The 16,908-nt window shown below is 26.3% G+C and carries 21 protein-coding genes; 20 read left to right on the top strand and 1 reads right to left on the bottom strand.

Translation table 11 applies throughout. The annotated features are described in order from the left end of the window. Positions 1-96 precede the first annotated feature (96 nt). The 16 genes from ACSVC9_RS12105 (at position 97) to ACSVC9_RS12030 (ending at position 11,711) form a co-directional block, all read left to right on the top strand. Entirely contained in the window at positions 97-1,083 is a 987-nt protein-coding gene (locus ACSVC9_RS12105; RefSeq protein ID WP_446897724.1) for a tyrosine-type recombinase/integrase, read from the top strand. After that, complete coding sequence (locus ACSVC9_RS12100; protein ID WP_446897723.1) at positions 1,083-1,328, top strand: hypothetical protein; 246 nt, start codon at positions 1,083-1,085, stop codon at positions 1,326-1,328. Before ACSVC9_RS12105 ends, ACSVC9_RS12100 begins: the two co-directional genes overlap by 1 nt. Further along, complete coding sequence (locus ACSVC9_RS12095) at positions 1,328-1,507, top strand: hypothetical protein (RefSeq protein WP_446897722.1); 180 nt, start codon at positions 1,328-1,330, stop codon at positions 1,505-1,507. Before ACSVC9_RS12100 ends, ACSVC9_RS12095 begins: the two co-directional genes overlap by 1 nt. After that, positions 1,500-1,967 (top strand): helix-turn-helix domain-containing protein, encoded by a 468-nt coding sequence (locus tag ACSVC9_RS12090; protein ID WP_446897721.1) that lies wholly within the window; start codon positions 1,500-1,502, stop codon positions 1,965-1,967. Before ACSVC9_RS12095 ends, ACSVC9_RS12090 begins: the two co-directional genes overlap by 8 nt. Before the next feature lie 434 nt (positions 1,968-2,401). Continuing rightward, positions 2,402-2,848 (top strand): hypothetical protein, encoded by a 447-nt coding sequence (locus tag ACSVC9_RS12085; RefSeq protein ID WP_446897720.1) that lies wholly within the window; start codon positions 2,402-2,404, stop codon positions 2,846-2,848. 1,018 nt (positions 2,849-3,866) lie between these two features. Beyond that, complete coding sequence (locus tag ACSVC9_RS12080) at positions 3,867-4,142, top strand: hypothetical protein (RefSeq protein ID WP_446897719.1); 276 nt, start codon at positions 3,867-3,869, stop codon at positions 4,140-4,142. Positions 4,143-4,626: 484 nt separating this feature from the next. Next, positions 4,627-4,881, top strand: coding sequence for a hypothetical protein (locus ACSVC9_RS12075; RefSeq protein WP_446897718.1), 255 nt, complete (start codon positions 4,627-4,629; stop codon positions 4,879-4,881). A 36-nt stretch (positions 4,882-4,917) separates the two neighbouring features. After that, positions 4,918-5,088 (top strand): hypothetical protein, encoded by a 171-nt coding sequence (locus ACSVC9_RS12070; RefSeq protein ID WP_446897717.1) that lies wholly within the window; start codon positions 4,918-4,920, stop codon positions 5,086-5,088. Between the two features lie 189 nt (positions 5,089-5,277). Next, entirely contained in the window at positions 5,278-5,784 is a 507-nt protein-coding gene (locus tag ACSVC9_RS12065; protein WP_446897716.1) for a hypothetical protein, read from the top strand. Positions 5,785-5,857: 73 nt separating this feature from the next. Continuing rightward, positions 5,858-8,608, top strand: coding sequence for a hypothetical protein (locus tag ACSVC9_RS12060; RefSeq protein ID WP_446897715.1), 2,751 nt, complete (start codon positions 5,858-5,860; stop codon positions 8,606-8,608). 346 nt (positions 8,609-8,954) lie between these two features. Beyond that, complete coding sequence (locus ACSVC9_RS12055) at positions 8,955-9,155, top strand: hypothetical protein (RefSeq protein WP_446897714.1); 201 nt, start codon at positions 8,955-8,957, stop codon at positions 9,153-9,155. A gap of 21 nt (positions 9,156-9,176) precedes the next feature. Continuing rightward, complete coding sequence (locus ACSVC9_RS12050; RefSeq protein ID WP_446897713.1) at positions 9,177-9,458, top strand: hypothetical protein; 282 nt, start codon at positions 9,177-9,179, stop codon at positions 9,456-9,458. Positions 9,459-9,470: 12 nt separating this feature from the next. Next, on the top strand, positions 9,471-10,031 hold the full coding sequence (locus ACSVC9_RS12045) for a hypothetical protein (RefSeq protein ID WP_446897712.1): 561 nt from the start codon (positions 9,471-9,473) through the stop codon (positions 10,029-10,031). 401 nt (positions 10,032-10,432) lie between these two features. Next, positions 10,433-11,158 (top strand): hypothetical protein, encoded by a 726-nt coding sequence (locus ACSVC9_RS12040; protein WP_446897711.1) that lies wholly within the window; start codon positions 10,433-10,435, stop codon positions 11,156-11,158. 20 nt (positions 11,159-11,178) lie between these two features. Further along, a complete protein-coding gene (locus tag ACSVC9_RS12035; protein WP_446897710.1) occupies positions 11,179-11,361 on the top strand; it encodes a hypothetical protein in 183 nt (60 codons plus the stop codon). A 125-nt stretch (positions 11,362-11,486) separates the two neighbouring features. Then, complete coding sequence (locus ACSVC9_RS12030; RefSeq protein WP_446897709.1) at positions 11,487-11,711, top strand: hypothetical protein; 225 nt, start codon at positions 11,487-11,489, stop codon at positions 11,709-11,711. Between the two features lie 168 nt (positions 11,712-11,879). Here ACSVC9_RS12030 and ACSVC9_RS12025 read toward each other — a convergent pair whose 3' ends face one another. Continuing rightward, a complete protein-coding gene (locus ACSVC9_RS12025; protein WP_446897050.1) occupies positions 11,880-13,187 on the bottom strand; it encodes a transposase in 1,308 nt (435 codons plus the stop codon). A gap of 179 nt (positions 13,188-13,366) precedes the next feature. Here ACSVC9_RS12025 and ACSVC9_RS12020 point away from each other — a divergent pair, with 179 nt between their 5' ends. The 4 genes from ACSVC9_RS12020 to ACSVC9_RS12005 all read left to right on the top strand — a co-directional run bounded on the left by ACSVC9_RS12020 (position 13,367) and on the right by ACSVC9_RS12005 (position 16,869). Further along, positions 13,367-14,506, top strand: coding sequence for a hypothetical protein (locus tag ACSVC9_RS12020; protein ID WP_446897708.1), 1,140 nt, complete (start codon positions 13,367-13,369; stop codon positions 14,504-14,506). Between the two features lie 398 nt (positions 14,507-14,904). Continuing rightward, a complete protein-coding gene (locus ACSVC9_RS12015; RefSeq protein WP_446897707.1) occupies positions 14,905-15,102 on the top strand; it encodes a hypothetical protein in 198 nt (65 codons plus the stop codon). Beyond that, positions 15,089-15,304 carry a hypothetical protein gene (locus tag ACSVC9_RS12010; RefSeq protein ID WP_446897706.1) on the top strand — a complete coding sequence of 72 codons (216 nt, stop codon included), beginning with the start codon at positions 15,089-15,091 and terminating at the stop codon, positions 15,302-15,304. Before ACSVC9_RS12015 ends, ACSVC9_RS12010 begins: the two co-directional genes overlap by 14 nt. 152 nt (positions 15,305-15,456) lie before the next feature. Beyond that, positions 15,457-16,869, top strand: a complete 1,413-nt coding sequence (locus tag ACSVC9_RS12005) for a hypothetical protein (protein WP_446897705.1) — start codon at positions 15,457-15,459, stop codon at positions 16,867-16,869. Positions 16,870-16,908: the final 39 nt, after the last annotated feature.

The raw sequence follows: 16,908 nt of genomic DNA, 5'->3' as shown, positions 1-16,908 counted from the left end.
GCTTCAGCCATTTATGAATTTAAAGTAGTGTATGATTTTCAACAAAAAAGTTGATTGTTATACACTACTTTATTTTTGTTTATGGGAGGATTTAGAATGGTGAAAAAAGGTAGAAAAACAGGCTATTCAATTGGCATTATTAGGAAAGAAAAATTATTATTTAAAGATTTATGTGCAATGTATTTTAAACGATGCGAAGCTAATGGAATAACCAAATATACTGTTGATGGATATAAGAATGTATTGAAATACTTTATTAGATTTGAATGCAATGAAAAAATTTGTTGTGATGAAATTAATATCAATTTATTTGAAGATTTTAAGCTATATCTAAAAAATGAGAGAAAAGTAAAGGATATTACAGTTAATAGTTATATAAGAAAGCTAACACCAATGTTAACCTATGGAATGCAGTTAGGATATATTGAAAAATTTCCTTATAGTTATGTAAAATGTCAGAAAGTTTATAAAGATATTTATACAGATGAAGAGTTATCAATTTTATTAAAAAGACCTAAAGGCAAGCAAACTACAAATAGATTTGCAGAATTTAGAAACTGGGTTATTTGTAATTTTCTATTAGGTACGGGTGTTCGCGCTTTGGAGTTAAGAGAATTGAAAATAAAGAACTTGGATTTAACGGAGGATTTACTTAACCTGGTACATACTAAAAATAAAAAACCAAGGCAAGTGCCTATACCTAAAAGATTGCATAATATTTTGATTGAGTATTTACAATTTAGGAAAGGTAATCAAGATGATTATTTGTTTTGCAATAGTTTTGGGGAAAGAATGCCAAGAACAACATTACAGATGGGAATTACTAAATATGCTAAGAAAAGGGGAATTTATAAATATAGCTTACATTTATTTCGACATACTTTTGCAACGCTGTATTTAAGGAATGGAGGCAGTATACATGTACTCAAAGCAATTTTAGGGCATAGCAGTTACAAAATGGTAGATATATATCTTCACATGGCAGGAAAGGATCTAAAGCAATCAATAAAATTTAATCCGCTTGATAGAATAAAGGTTGAAAATAAGCAAATTACAATGAAGTTAAAAGGGGGCAGAAGGTAATGAAATATAAATATTTAAATGAGTTTTACAAAGCAGCATATATAAACCCCCAAAATATAGTTTTACAAGATATAAATTACTTTGGTAACATGGTATCTATTTATATTGTAGAGCAAAATGATAATACACGTATTATAAAGGCAGATGGAGATAAGGACAAGCTAATAAAGTGGAGCAACATAAAAGATATGATTCTGAATAAAAGTCAATTTAAAGAATTAAAGAGGATTGGGGGTGTTGAATAATGCATCCAATTTATATGCATGATGAAAATGGAGAAGTAATAGAAATTACTATTAAAACTCCTAAAACAAAGAAAAATAAGGATAATTTTATAGTCAAAAAGAAAAAAATTCAAAAAATTAAGATAGATTTTGAATTACGTTGGAATCGCCGGGATAAAGGTGGTATTGACAATGAATAGTTATACAACATTTACAGTAATAAATTCCGAAGATTTTGCATTACCTATTTCTGATAGTGCCTTTAAAATACATTCTTTTTTATTAAGCATGTGTTATAGCAATAAAAATACTTGTTTCCCAAGCCAGAAGTATATTGCAGAACATTTGCACAAAAGTGTTAGGACAGTCCAGAGAGGGATAAAAGAGTTAAAGGATAAAGGGTTAATTAAAATAAAAAGAAGGGGTAGTATAAGCAATGTATATACTATGCTTAGAAAGCTTGTAATAAATTCATCCAAAGCAATAAGCAATAAGATAAAAAAGGTACAGGAGACTATTAAAAAGGTTAAAAATAGTTCTCATAGTAGCAAGACAACATCTACGTTTAACAATTTTAAGCAGCGTGATTATAATTTTTCCAATTTAGAGGATATGCTTTTAGGTAAGAAAGAATATAATTTTGATAAATTAATGGAGTAGAATAAAAGTCCCTCTATATCATACAGGATATAAAAGGGACAAAAAAATAAAAATTTATCAACTTATTTTTAGTTTATTATACTTTGAAAAATATGTCAATAGTAGGTTTATTAAATTTGCAGTTTTTTAGATGGTTATTTTTGTCAAGTGATTTTATATTAAATTGTTTGATAAAGATAGACTATTATTTACAATACAATTCCAATATATGTATAAATATTTATACTATACAGTTCAATGCGACAAATCTTAAACATCTGATATGAAATAAATAACAGTTCTTATATGACATGAATTATCCACAAATAAATACAATAGAATAATTATAAAGTATATTTATATAGGTGGATAATGGTATAATTTATTTATTAATTGATTTGGGAAAATAAATAACTATTGAGTAAAGATAGCTTATATAATTTGGAGGAATTACTATGAGCCAATATATTATAGCTTTAATAGGAACTATTACTGCCGTTATAACTGTATCATTGACTAATTATTTTAGTAAAAAGAACTCTATACAACTAGAAGAGAGAAAAATCAAGCAGGATTACTATATACAATTTATAAAGACATTAAGTGATTCTATGAACAATTTAGTAGATGATGATGTTGTTATTGCACATAATCATGCATATAATAATCTGATGTTGGTAGCATCACCACAAGTGATAAATGCCATTACTAAATATCAGAATTTAGTTATTGATCATATAAAAAGTAATAATGTGACTGATTATCCAGAAAAACATGATAAGCTATTATCTTATTGCTTTAAAGAGATGAGAGCTGATTTGTATGGTTATAAAAGTAAAATAAATAAAAATTATCCCAATAAGATAACTTTTTTATCAGGAGTACTTAGAATTAAGAAATAGTATTTAGCTTATTATTATTCAAATACTCATAAGGCTTGACATAATTTCGAGGTAGCTGAAAATTCCCTTGTTGGTAAACTAATCGTCATCCTTAAGATTTTGCCTTTGCAAATTTATAAAATATAAAATTAATAATTAGTATTAACACATGCATAAAAAATTAATAAAATATGACTATAGAATGTTGATTATAAAGATTTAAAATCCGTTAACGATGGTGTCGTTAACGAAAATATTGTTGATATTACTAAGTCACTAAAGACTTTTTTGTGATTATTAGACTATGTTAGTGTAATTGCAGCTATTAAATAAAATTAATAAAAATGAAAAATCACTCTATAGCTTATTTTTATTAATTTTATTTAATTTAGTAAATAGCTTAACCATGCGGATTATATGTGAATAGCTAAAAAAAATTAATAAAAATCATTGACAATAGTCAACGAAATTAATAAAATAGATGTATAAGTTAATCTATGTTGAACATCGTTGTATAATCTTTAGCTAAAAAAATTAATAAATAAGTTTGGTTCAACCTTAACATGAGATGTATTTAAATTATTAAGAGTTATTAATATACAATATTTGTTTTATAACACAAGAGTTGTTTTATAATGAATTATATAGAAAATTGAAGAATGAATATAAAATTGAAAGCATCCTGCATTTATTTGTTGAGGAGGCCTATTTGTCGTGATTAATCGAGTTAGACTCGATTTGAAAAAACTACATGATTGATATATTATAAAATATGTCGACCAAGATGATTTGTATAATTAATTATTTAATTTTAGACAACACAAAAATATACAGATTATTATTAGCAAAAAATTCACTATACAAACAAAATTGGACAAATTTCCAATTTGAAGAAATTCTATAAAAATAGTAAACTTATATATACTTATTCGTTTTGGTAGAGCGAATAAGAAAACGGATTTTAATTTTTATTAATTTTATTATAGGTTTTTTTATTAAATTTGTCAATATAAAATATATTATATGGAGATGTTTAATTATGATGGTAAAAAATATTAAAGAAGAATTACAAAAGCTGGATAAAAGGAATTATTTAATGCACCAATTAGATCCAAAATTTAATGATTTACAATATATGCGAAGTCATATTTATAAAAATCATATGGAATTACATAAATTAAATGAGGAGAATTTCGGAGAAAAAATAAAAATAAATTATGAAGATATAGTTAAACTAGATATAGATAAGATTAATATCTATATTGAGTTAAAGAACGGGACAAGTTACTTTCTAAAAGTAGTGGGTGTCCAATAAAAAAGTGCATAACAAACAAGCCATTCCGCTAATTCTTTTAGACCTTTAGAAAAGGAAGAAAAACGAGCCTGTTTGTACTCAGTACGTCCATTGGTATCGGTAATTCCGACGCAGGCATAGATCCAGGTTTTGTGGACATCAAGTCCACAGCAGTTTTTACGAAAGATTTTAAACATAGAGTTCCTCCTACAAAAAGAATGGTAGGGCTGGCAGGGACTGGTCATCCGGCGAAATCGAGTCAACTTCGGAAGAGATAAGTTTACGGGCTACTGTTTTGCGCCATTCATTGATGCCTTAACGGATGACCGACCTATATAACTATACGGGGTTGCCGCTATACAGCCTCGCCACTCACCTCCTCAGGTTCTGTAGTGTGCCAGCGACCTACAAGAAAAGAATAACACAAAAAAGAGCGAAAGGAAGATGGGAGTTGAAGGGTTTCATAACCCCATCGGTGCCTTTCGCAGAAAGGTGGATTATAACTATGAATTACAAAAACTTGCAAATTACAAAAATAATAGATGGACAAACACTTATTACATGTGGCATAAACAGGTATAGAGTGGATGAAATACGAGATGATAATTTTATTTCTTACAATTTGTTAAAAGAGAAGAATTTGCACAACAATCCTACCAGAAAAATAAGGCATAGATTTATAAAAGATTTCAGATCTATGGAAGAAGTTTTAGATTTTATACAAAGGAAAAATAATTATAGTGAACAGAAAGTTTCTTAAGCATTTAAAAATAAAACAATTGGAGGAAAAATTTAAATGAAAGATATATATGGAGATGTAATGAAAATTGATGAAGAAAAAGTAAAAGATATTGATATTAATGCAATAATCAAGGATGTTAAGAATCCAAATAGAAAATCTCTTACTAATGAACAAAAAATGGACGAACTTGACTGTGAATTGCTGCAACATAGAAGATATATATAGAATTTTTTAAATGAAAATGATGTAGTTAATATGAATGAAAAAGATAAGAATCTATTTATAGATAGATTACAGCAATCTAAGGATTTTTTAAATGAAACTATATGAAAATTTAGACATAATTATATTCAAAATATTGATTTTACTTCGTTTCACAAAAATGTGAAATAAAAATTTGGAGGGGTAAACGTAATGTTGAACGGTAAAGAATTAAGTAATATATTAAAAAAAGTAACGGAAAGTATAAACATAGCACAACAAATTTATTTGGAGAACATAGAACTGGGACAATCCAATGATTATATAGTACTGACTTTGAATGATGGTGATACAAATTTTATATACCAGTATAAAATGCAGGATACCGATGGATCTGAAGAAATAATACGAGGACTTATAGATAGTATATATAAGAAGGATATAACTCCACGTAGACATGAAATAAAGATATTAAAAAAGCAGTTAAATAGGCAATTGGAAAGAGTATATAGATGGCAAGGTAAACTATATAAAATGAAGAAAAATAGTCAAGTGTATGACCTGGAGCAAAGAGAAATATGTATGAATAAATTAGCTGAAATTAATGAATCTATATATTTTAAATATAAAAAGTTAGATATTATAAGGAAAGATCTACGCTTGTATAAGATATTTAAAGATATATTATTTGCTGTGATAGAAGAATTGAAAGCAGCTTAAGTTATAAATATCTACATATCGATATTTAATTTGATGGGTATATATCCTATATCTAATAGATGGGGGAAATAAGATGGAGAATAATAACATATATATAATGTCAGTTGAAGGTGCTGAAATTTGGGAATATATTAATAGAAGAAGTAAGTCACAAGAACAATTAAATGGATCTTATTGTGGCATGATTCCATATTCACTAGAATTAAGGCATTTACAGAAGCAAAGGGGATTTAAAACATTTAGAAGTAAGAGATATAATAAAATAATGACCAATGATATCATAAATATTAAATTTAATCAAAAAGTAAAATCTGGTAATGAGGTAATATCTATTATCAAAAAAAAAATAAACAATATAGTTGATACTGAAGAAAATAAGAAATACATAGAAAAATTAAAGAAATATATAGATGAAATAACTAATGAGATACAAGAAGATAAATGGAAAGAAATAAAAAATGATAAATTGAGAACTTTACTGTATAAAGAGGGATTTACATTAACATTCCACTACAAAGATGAAAATAGTAAACAAAAAACTGAAAAGGTTGATTTTGTTGTGTATAAAAGGTCAGCAGCAAAAAGTCGTACTGGACAAGTATTATTTATTAAAAAATCTCTGAGAAATAGTATGATAAATTGGGCGAGGATGGGTATGAGGTTAGAAGAAAGAGATGATATAGATTTTCCAGGCCTTTTGAGCTATGAATCTTTGGTTAGTAGTCATATAGAGGATATTATAAAAATTGATACTAAAAATATCTTAATTGTTAATGATGTAAAGAGCGTATTTTTGAGAGACTGTAATGTTGTAAAAAAAGAACAAAAGAAAAATTCAGAAAATAATAAAGAAGAAAAATCTGAAAAATTATTCAGCAAAAGAGAAAATATTAAAATGGAAAATGATTTATTTGATGGTGAAGGCATTTTAGATAGTAGTTATTTTAAATCTGGTAAAGGTATGATGCTACTTAGAAATCACATGTTTAAAAGCTGTGTATTTAATTGCAATTTGCAAAAGTTCTTAAAAGAAAATTGCCCTGAAGATGTAGATTATGATGATTGGCAATTAGAGGATATGTTTAATGAACCTATATTTGCTAAAGATATATGTATGATTATTACACCTAATTCACTGAAAGCATTAAAATTTTATGTTGTTAAAGGCAATAATAAAAAGAAAATGTGGTTGCATTGGAAAAAGAAAATTCAAGATGATGATTGCATTTTTGGAATTTGTAAATCTGAACAAGAATCTACAAAAGGTAAAGATGATGATGGTAATGTAATTAATCAGATGAGTTATCAGATGTTAAATAGTATTCCTATTAATTATTATGATATGGCAAAATTGAGTGAATTTGAACTTAATTATATAGATAAATTAAAAAATGATATTGAGACATATATACAATATTTAAAACATACAGCTAATGCAGTAAATTCAAACAACATGCTAGTTGATTTATATAATAGAAATAATAAAATAGCTAATACTAAAATATTTAAGGATAAAAGAAAAAAGGATATACATAATTATATAACACATATGAAGAAAGGCAAAATAAGATTAAATGGAGATTATTGTACTATTGCTGGTAATTTAATTGAATATTTATATAATTCCATAGATAAATTGCCGGTAGATAAAAATAATATGATTATAGAGGATGAATGGATTCATGATCAGCAATTAAAAGAAAATGAAGTATATACTACAGTACACCCATTTAATGAAGAATATGTTGCTTTTAGAAATCCTCATACATCTCCATCAAATGTATTAATTGTAAATAATAAGGACAATGAATTTATCAGGAAGTATTTCAACTTGACTAATAACATTATTGTAGTAAATGCAATTAAATTTCCTATACAAAGGATATTATCAGGATGTGACTATGACTCTGATACATTATTATTAATTAATAATAGTTGCTTATTATCTAATGCTAAAAAATGTTATGATAGTGAAGAATATAGAGTATGTCAGAATAGTGTAGGTCTAGTAAATGCTTCTTATATTAAAAAAAATAATAAAAACAAAAATAGATATAAAGTATGTATTGAGGATATGGCTAAGATAGATAATATACTTGCAGCAAGCCAAAAAAATATCGGAACTGTGGTAAATCTAGGTCAGTTGTATATGAGTACATATTGGAATTTGATTAATAAAAATAGTGATGATAAAGATAAAAAAGAGAAATTATTACAAGGAGTGGATATATGTACTGTGCTATCAGAAATTTGTATTGATAGCGCTAAAAGAATGTATGATGTGGATATAGATAAACAAGTGAAAAATCTCAAAGATACTGATATATTACATGATAAAAAACCATTATTTTTTAAGTATATTAGCAAAAATAAAATTATGCAATATGATACAAGTATGGATTATTTACAAAATATAATGAGTATATCAGATGCAGATCAGATTCAATCAATTCAGTTAGATACGCTATTACTTGATATAGATAGGAAAAAAGCAAAAAAGAAACAGATAGAAAGTATTATTAGTTGTATTATGAAAATGACAAATAAACAGAAATCTATTGAGACAAAATATGAAAAATATAATAAGTTATCAAAGTCACAAGAATTAGAAAAATATAATAAATTAGATGATAATAAATCTGATGGTATGAGAAAAATAAAAAGATATAAAATTAGAGTAGAAACTGTACATGCTATTATTTATAAGATATTTCATAGAGAGCCGAATTTCAACCCTATTAAATGCAAATATAAGTTAGGTTTATTAAATGCACTATATCGGGCAGATAAAGGCATATTTTTACAAGTATTTAAAACAAAATAATGATATTTGGAAAAAAACATTCATTTTGGAAATTTTGTGGACAAAGTATTTAAAAAACAACAAAAATATATTTGTTGTTTAACATTGAATCTGGTTCCTATATGGTAGAGAGATATGGTGGGAAGGTATACCAAATGTCCCGAAAGAACAGCTAGATGCTTAGTATTTGTATCTCTCTATAATGTTTATTTATTTTTTATTTAAAATATTTAAACTTCACCATTACTAATATAACATAAATAAATGCAAGATGTCAATAATAATTTTTGTGTCTTTAAAATTTTTTTATAGCACAAAATCAACCGCTAACTTTATATCTTTAGGTAAAAGAAAGGAGGAAGAAACAATGGAAGATGATATAATTAGGGAATTTATAAAGCAAAAAATAATTAATATTAGGGAACAAAAAGGTGTTACTTATAAATTTATTGCTAATGCAGCGGGTGAGGGAATAACTCCCTATGATATTGCACATTTATGCAAAGACAACAGAAGATTAGGTAAAGAAAAATTAAGTAAGCTAAAAAAATTTATTTTAAATTATTAGATTAGAAAGGAAGTAATGATTATGAATACAGCATTTGATAAAAAGTTAAAAAGCATGGGTTATGAAGAGTTGGAGGAATATGTAGATAGAAAAAAATATACGCAATTGCAGATGGATTTTTGTATAGATGTCATAGAGCAAAAAAATAAACTAATTAATGAATTATATGATATCTGTAATAAACAAAATAAATGCATAAAAGATATAGAAATAAAGAAATTCGGAGATTCAATGGAAATATCTTGTGCAAGGGTAGAACTTATAAACAAGAAATTACAACAACTAGCGACAGAAATAAGATAAGGAGGATGTTAAATGAAATTATCAGATTTTAATAGAGATAGAGAATTGGAGTTTTATGTAGATGAAGATGGGAAGGAATCCACAAAGATCATAGAACCAGTTAAAGAAGGAAAAGTAAAATTCCATAGCATTAGTAAAGAATTATTGGACAAACTTAATTCTATAGATATAAAGAAAGAACGGGAATATGACGGACTTATATATAAAATCATGGATATCTTAACGGATATAAAAAAGGATGTACCACAGGAAGGTTTCAAATCTATGCTATCTTATCCGCCTAATAATGCTTTTATATCTTACATAGATGCAATTAATAAACAATTTATTGATTTGATGGATAGGTACAGCAAATTTAAAGATAATATAAATAAGGTCAATGAGCAAATAAATAAAAATATTAATAAGCTGCCTGAAGACATGAAAAAAGAATTCCGAATGGCACAGCTTACACCAGAGGAATTGTTAGAGAATCTTAAGAATAAATATGATGAAGAAAAAGATCCAAAAGTGAGAGATGAAATGTTAGATAAGATGACAGACCTTAAGATTACAATTAAAAATAAAAAGTAAGAGGATGTTAATTCAAATTAATGTCCTTTTATTATACATGAATATAGTTCTGGAGGGGAGGTTATGCCTTGAAAGCTAGTACATAATCAATATAAAAATTCAAATAAAACATTAATTTTAAGTTAATAAAAAAAGACCAAGGGGAAAAAGAAAGTGGAATTAAATGGAGTAGAAAAGAGGCAATACAAATATAAATACGGGAGGTGTAATTGTGTTATAAATGTAAAAATCTAAGGTACAGGAGGAAGGGGGATAAATGCTTGTATTAACATAATATATAATAAAATAGGAGTTATAAATAATACATAAATATTGTTATTTTACGGACAGAAACACAAAATAAATTGAATAAAGAAATAAAAGGAAAACTACCAGATTGGATATTTGAGGAGGATTTATTAATGGCTCTTAGCAATGACATCGATTCATTATTATCTTGTGCAATATTAGAGAAATATAATAACTGGAAAACAAAATTCTTCTATAATTTTTATGGCTTATACAAAGAAAAAGGAATGAAAGTGATACCTAACTCCGCTGTGGGAATTGACATTGATCTTATAAATGGCCGATGTCTAGGAAATCACATTGGAGATAGCAATAATAATGATTGTATTAACCTAAATAAGTTGTGTGGTATTACAAGAGATAAATATTATTCCAAATTTGCAATGAGTACCGCTATTACAGTATTAAGTATACTTGGCATAAATATTGATGATTTTACTGAGAAACAGAAGGAAATTATACTTGCAATTGATTGTGGCTTTAAGAGTTATTACTATAACAAGTTGCTCGCAGGACACTATATAGCTAAAGTGCTAGAATATCCATCTCTAATAAAAATATTAGAAAAACATGATAAAAGTTATTTTTACAACATTATAGACAAGTATAGATTATATGCAGATATTGATGTTGATGATACTGGACATCTTGTAACAGATGTTAAATTAGCGGAATTATCAAAAATTTTAAACATTGATTTGGATCTGCCGAAGCAAGAATTTATAAAATTTAAGGAGTTTGAAGTTAAAACTGGAATCCCAGAATCTACAGAAAATTTATTTAGCTTAGCTTGGGCATATCGAAATTCTGCAATTTATAGCAGCATAGCAGTATATTAGATAATGGGAGAGATGTATAAATGAAAAATGAAATTAATAGTGAAGATCTACATACACAATTACAAGAACAAATAAAAGTTATATATGATTGTGAAAAGAAGCTGGAAACAGATAGAAATAATTGTAATTGTGATCTGGTACGAAAAAATAGAATTCTGACCGAAGAGGAATTAGCATCACATGATAGAAGTGAATTGAAGTAGCCTGATATTTGTAAAGATCAATATGAAGATTCACATACATATGTAAACAACAAAAAAGAAAATGTAATACATAGAATTATATATATTTTATTTAAATAAGAAATTATTATAGGTACAGCTTTTATATGGCTGTACCTATTCTATACATACACAGGGGGAAAGCAAAATTGAAATATTATTACATAAATAAATTTAGTATGGCAACGGCCATGAATTATCTAGGCTACCACTATACAAAAGAAACAGATTGCAACGGGAAAGCCACGTATGTGTTTGAACGTACTCCAGAATTAATGGAAGCAGTCCATAAATTGGTTGAACTTAAACAAGCATATGGGAAAATTTATTAGACATGAACATAACTAAAAAATTAAATACAAGAAAAAGGAAATATTATTGATTGAAGAATAAAAATTACAGCTTTTTATGAAAAATATACTTTACAATTAATTACAATATAAAAATTGGCAGAGTATCCCTAGGGTAAAAGTTGATGCTAAAAAATAATAGGTTTTAAATTAAGCTATTCTTTTTAATCCCGATAGGGATCTGGTTTTATCAGAGTTACCAGATTTTATAGCTGCTATCGCAGTTGTCAGAAGGCATATATGTCCTACAGTATTTAAGTTTGATACAGAATTTATATTTCTGACATAAGCTCTTTCGTTATTAAGCTTTTTCCATCTGGAATTATATCTTTCAGATTCTGTCCTCAGGCTGTAGATGGTTTTAAAAAATTTAGACTCATGATTAATTGAAGCCCTGTAGTCAGTACCTTTGCTGATATAACGGATACATCCTCTGTTTTTCCTGCCATTGAAATATTTTTCATGTTTGCAGGGACACAGTGAATCATCTTTAGATTTTTTAAATGGGCAGCAAAATTTTTGCTTGATGTATGAATCAAAATACTGTCGTCCATCTTTATGCATGGCTAGACCGCCTTGACAAATAATGTTGCCAGTGGAAGTTAATTTAGGATTTTTTTTCCCTCTTTTGTTAATGGCAATAAAGGCAAGACCTTTCAAGTTGTTTTTTATAAAATTATGATTTAACTTTGAATCATAGCCTTTATCTGCGACAACATAACTTCCATTAAGTGAAAACCAGCTATTTGTACCTGAAAGAAATTTAGTCAAGGTAGAAATTTCATTGATATCAGCAGTACTTGTATATTCATCTATAGGGAGTCCGGATATTGCATCACAGATAACGTGGTTTTTATAACCCCAGTAAAATTCATATTTCTTACTTGATTTATTGGAGTTATCATTGATTTTAACGTTCATGGAATTATTTGCAGTATGTACTCCAAGTTTACAATCTTTATCAGACTTTGGATTATTCTTCTTTGAAAATTTGTTTGATGCGAAGCATTTAGGGTTATTAAGTTTAGTGTTTGCTTTAACTGGAGTTGTATCAACAGATATAAAGTTGTTGTCTATAAAGCCAAGTTTCTTGAGAGTATTTACCTGATGTTTCATAATTTCTTTCAAACAAGAGTTTTCGATATTCTTTATGAACCTTTGAAAGGTCCTGTATGAAGGAAGTGGTTTAAGAATGTCAAAGCCACAAAGTTGTGCAATGATTAAATTATTTTCTAAAAAATCTTTAAGATCAGTAATTTGAGCAAACTTCTCACATTTCATGACTATAAAAGCTCTGAAAAGAGCGTGTCTTGAGAAACCGACAGGTCCGTATTTGGAAGGAACCCTATCGGGTAATGAAGATAAATTAATATTTTCAAAAATATCTGTGTAGAAGTTTATTGTGTTTTGTGAAGTGAAAAGCTCAATTATATTAAAGATTTCTTGACGTTGGTACATAGAGATTTCCTCCTTTTAGTGTTTTTATTATGTGATATTTTAAAAATTCGACAAAAGTTGAGGAAATCCTATGATATAAATTTTAGTGATAGAAAAAAATAGCCCTTATCGGGCTAGAGAAATGAGTGCCTTAGAGTTATGCTCAAGGCTAGAAAATTTATTAAATTGGGGGGGATTAATTGAATATAAACAGTATAAAAGTCGGACAAGTAATTAAAAATTATAAGGAGTTTTGTTTGCTTATGGATGAAAAAAATAAAACTGGTACAAGCAAGCAAGCACAGTTAAAAGAATGGAATAGATATTTCAAATGGCACAAAGATGGCAATAAATTTATAATAAGTGAAATTTATAAATCGCCATTACCAAAACAAAAAAATAAGGGCAATAATAGTAAATACATAGAGGAAATTAAAAATATACTTACATATTACATATATAATCAAATAAAAATTAATAATGATAATGTTGTTACTTTATCTATTAGTGAATTAATAAATATTTTAGGACTTGCTAATAATACCTATTCGATAGGTACTTATAAGAAAAGGGAATTATCAGATGTTTTACATATTGAATTAGTAGCAATATACAATTTCTATTCTAGTACGAGAGCAGAATTCAAAAAAATAATAGAACGTGCTTTAAAAATTTTAAAAAGTAGAAGTATATTAATATATCAAGATTCTTTCATGGTTGCAACAATAGATAAGTCAAATAATAAAATAAATAAAAGACCTGCAACGGATGAAGAATATAATGATATATTGAATACTCAAAATAAGATGTTAGAATTTTATAAAATGGAAAGTTTTAAAGATTTATTTCTTGCAGGTAAAAAAATATATAAAAAATTCATGGATGATGTAAATAAAGAATTAGATTGGGATTTTTATTATCCTTCATATAAATTAATTTGTGGCAAAAATGCAGTTTCAAGAGAATATAATAAAGTAATAAATAATAAAAGAAAATTGAATGATAAATCTGTAGATAGGTTAAAAAAAGTATTTAAAATTGTTGATAAAAATTCAAATGAACAAAAATTAATAAATGATATTATATCTCTTAGAAATTATGATCCAAACATTGACGATTTAATTAAAATTCAATATCAAAAGAATAAACATGAGTATTTTAAAAAAATAAATGAAGAAAATTACAAAATAAATAAAATTGAAGAGAATTATAAAAATAAGGATGAAGTTTCTATATCTGATTTAATGAAATATAAATATAAATCACAGCGAGACAGAGAGCATGAAGAACATTGGAATTTCTTATTAAATGAAGTTGACACATACAATATTAGATCTTAAAAGTTGTCTATTTAAAAAGTATATTAAAGAGTCCTTTTAATTAACCTTTTGAATAGACAACTTTTTTATATAAAAAAATTAATAAACTTAAATGGTGGAACAGAGATACATTTGCTTAACGCTACGCTACAAATGTATCTAGCTGCTTGTTCCACACCTCCGCAGGTTAATGAAATTGAGAGGGTATTGAGAAGATCATATACTCATATTCAATTATTCCAGCGTCTGAAGAGGGTTCATAAGGGGGAACGGGACGCAAAAGGCATATAAGCGTAGCGTTTATGTCGGCGTTCCCCCTTATTGTGTAATATAAAATTAGCGTTCAGAACGGTAACAAAATTAGATGTTGATATGATCGATAGCAAAATCAATTAAATTAATAAGGAGAGATTAATATTATGGAAAATTTAAGAAATTACAAGTATCAAAATGAAATAAATATGAAGGATTTGGATAGAAAATTTGATAGGCTATTATTTAATATGCAAAAAAATTTTAATGAAACTAATAATAAATTTGATGATTTAAATAAAAAAATGGATGAAATGGATAAGAAAATTGATAAGTTGAGGGATATTAAGAATGGCAAAAATTAATAAAAACAAAATAGATTTAGATACTACACTTATAAATGTAAGTGTTATATTAAAAGGATTCGGGCAGAAATTAGATATATATACTACTGCTACAGAATCGACAGAATTTGTGGACTGGCTTAATAGTGTGTACTGTAAATTATTGAATGTCTATTCAGGGACAACGGAATACATAAATAGATATAAGTGTTCTTCAATATGATGAGGACATATATTATCTGGTAATGTGAATTACTCTAATGGATTTAGAATTCTTTAGAATGGCTATATGAAGGATAAAATTTAAGAAATAATTTATTATATAATGAATTTTAAATATAGAGTATAGTATAATATTGCTATGGAAGTGATATTATGGAGAATAATAGAAATAATGGTGTAGAAAAAAAGAATTATGATATAAGCGAATTAATAAAAAAAATTAAAGATAATACAGAAATAGTTCAAGTCATTATTGATAAAGGTATGATTTATGTTCCTGTATATTACAGTGTTAGTGTTCATAAAAAATATTTTAAAATATATGATAAATACAAAGATTGTAGAAAAGCATTTTGTGGATTAGTACTGGCTATGATAAATAATAATATGGCACAGATTGATCAAGTAGTTAAAAATACAAGTTTAAATGATATAGAAAAATTTGATGATAGATATTTGATTAAGATATTAGAAGTGACAGTTAAACAATCTGATGATTTAACTGAATATTACAATAAAAATATAACAGATAATTATTTTGAAAGGTTTTATCGTGCAATTGAGTATGAAAAAGATAAGTATACGAAACATTTAAAAAATATGTCCAAGAAATTTTGGGGAATAAATAGTATTCTTAATAGTTCATATAAATATCTTTTTAATAATCATACTAAAATTAATGAATTGTATAATTACAAAAATAAATTTTTGAAGGGAAACTATTCAGGTTTTGCTAAGTATACAAAACTAATGCCAAAATATAATTATATTGCTAAATCTGCAATATCCAATATAAATATGGGATATTTGAATGATACATGGATGAAATATAGTTCAAATTATGCTATAAAAAATATTAATTATGTTCAAAAAAAATTTGTTAATTATAATTTAGCTCGTTTATATAATAATACTGCAAGATCTATATTAGCTAATATAAGTAACCCCTATATTTCACATGTATTATCTAAAAATATAGTTGCAAATATAGGTAATATAGAGATAACTGATTCAGATATTAACATCTTGAATAAATATGAACTGAGTGAAAAAGAAATATTAGAGACACAAAATGTAGTAAGTGATATATTTAATGAAAGCATGCAACAGAAAATAAATGACAGATGGGAACTTTTCGCATGTAAGAATCCCTTAATAGCTAAATTTTTAAAATTAGTAATTGAAAGTATTATGGGAATTTTAATAGTTGCAATAATTAGCAATGGATACCATGTTATTAAAACTACTATTGATAGTAAAAATATTAATAAAAATAATTCTGAAGAATTAAAAATTATTAAAAAAGATATATCAACTAAGGTAAAAAATCAGTTTTATGGAAATGAAAATATAATTTTCAATTATTATAGATATATAATCTCAGATAAAGCTTGTATTAGAACTGGCAGATATATGCATTCATACAGCATTATGAAATTTCATAAAGGTGATTTTGTACAAATTATAAAGAAAGATAAGCATTGGTGTTATATTGAGTACATAAGCGAAGATGATAATGCTATAAGAGGATGGGTAAACACTATATATACGAGAAGATTTGATTAGAAATTAAATTCATAAAATAAAAGGAAATTACACTAATAT

It is taken from the genome of Clostridium sp. LBM24168, assembly GCF_052953915.1.
The sequence above is the reverse complement of the archived record's forward strand: the minus strand, read 5'-3'. Positions and strand labels throughout refer to the sequence as shown.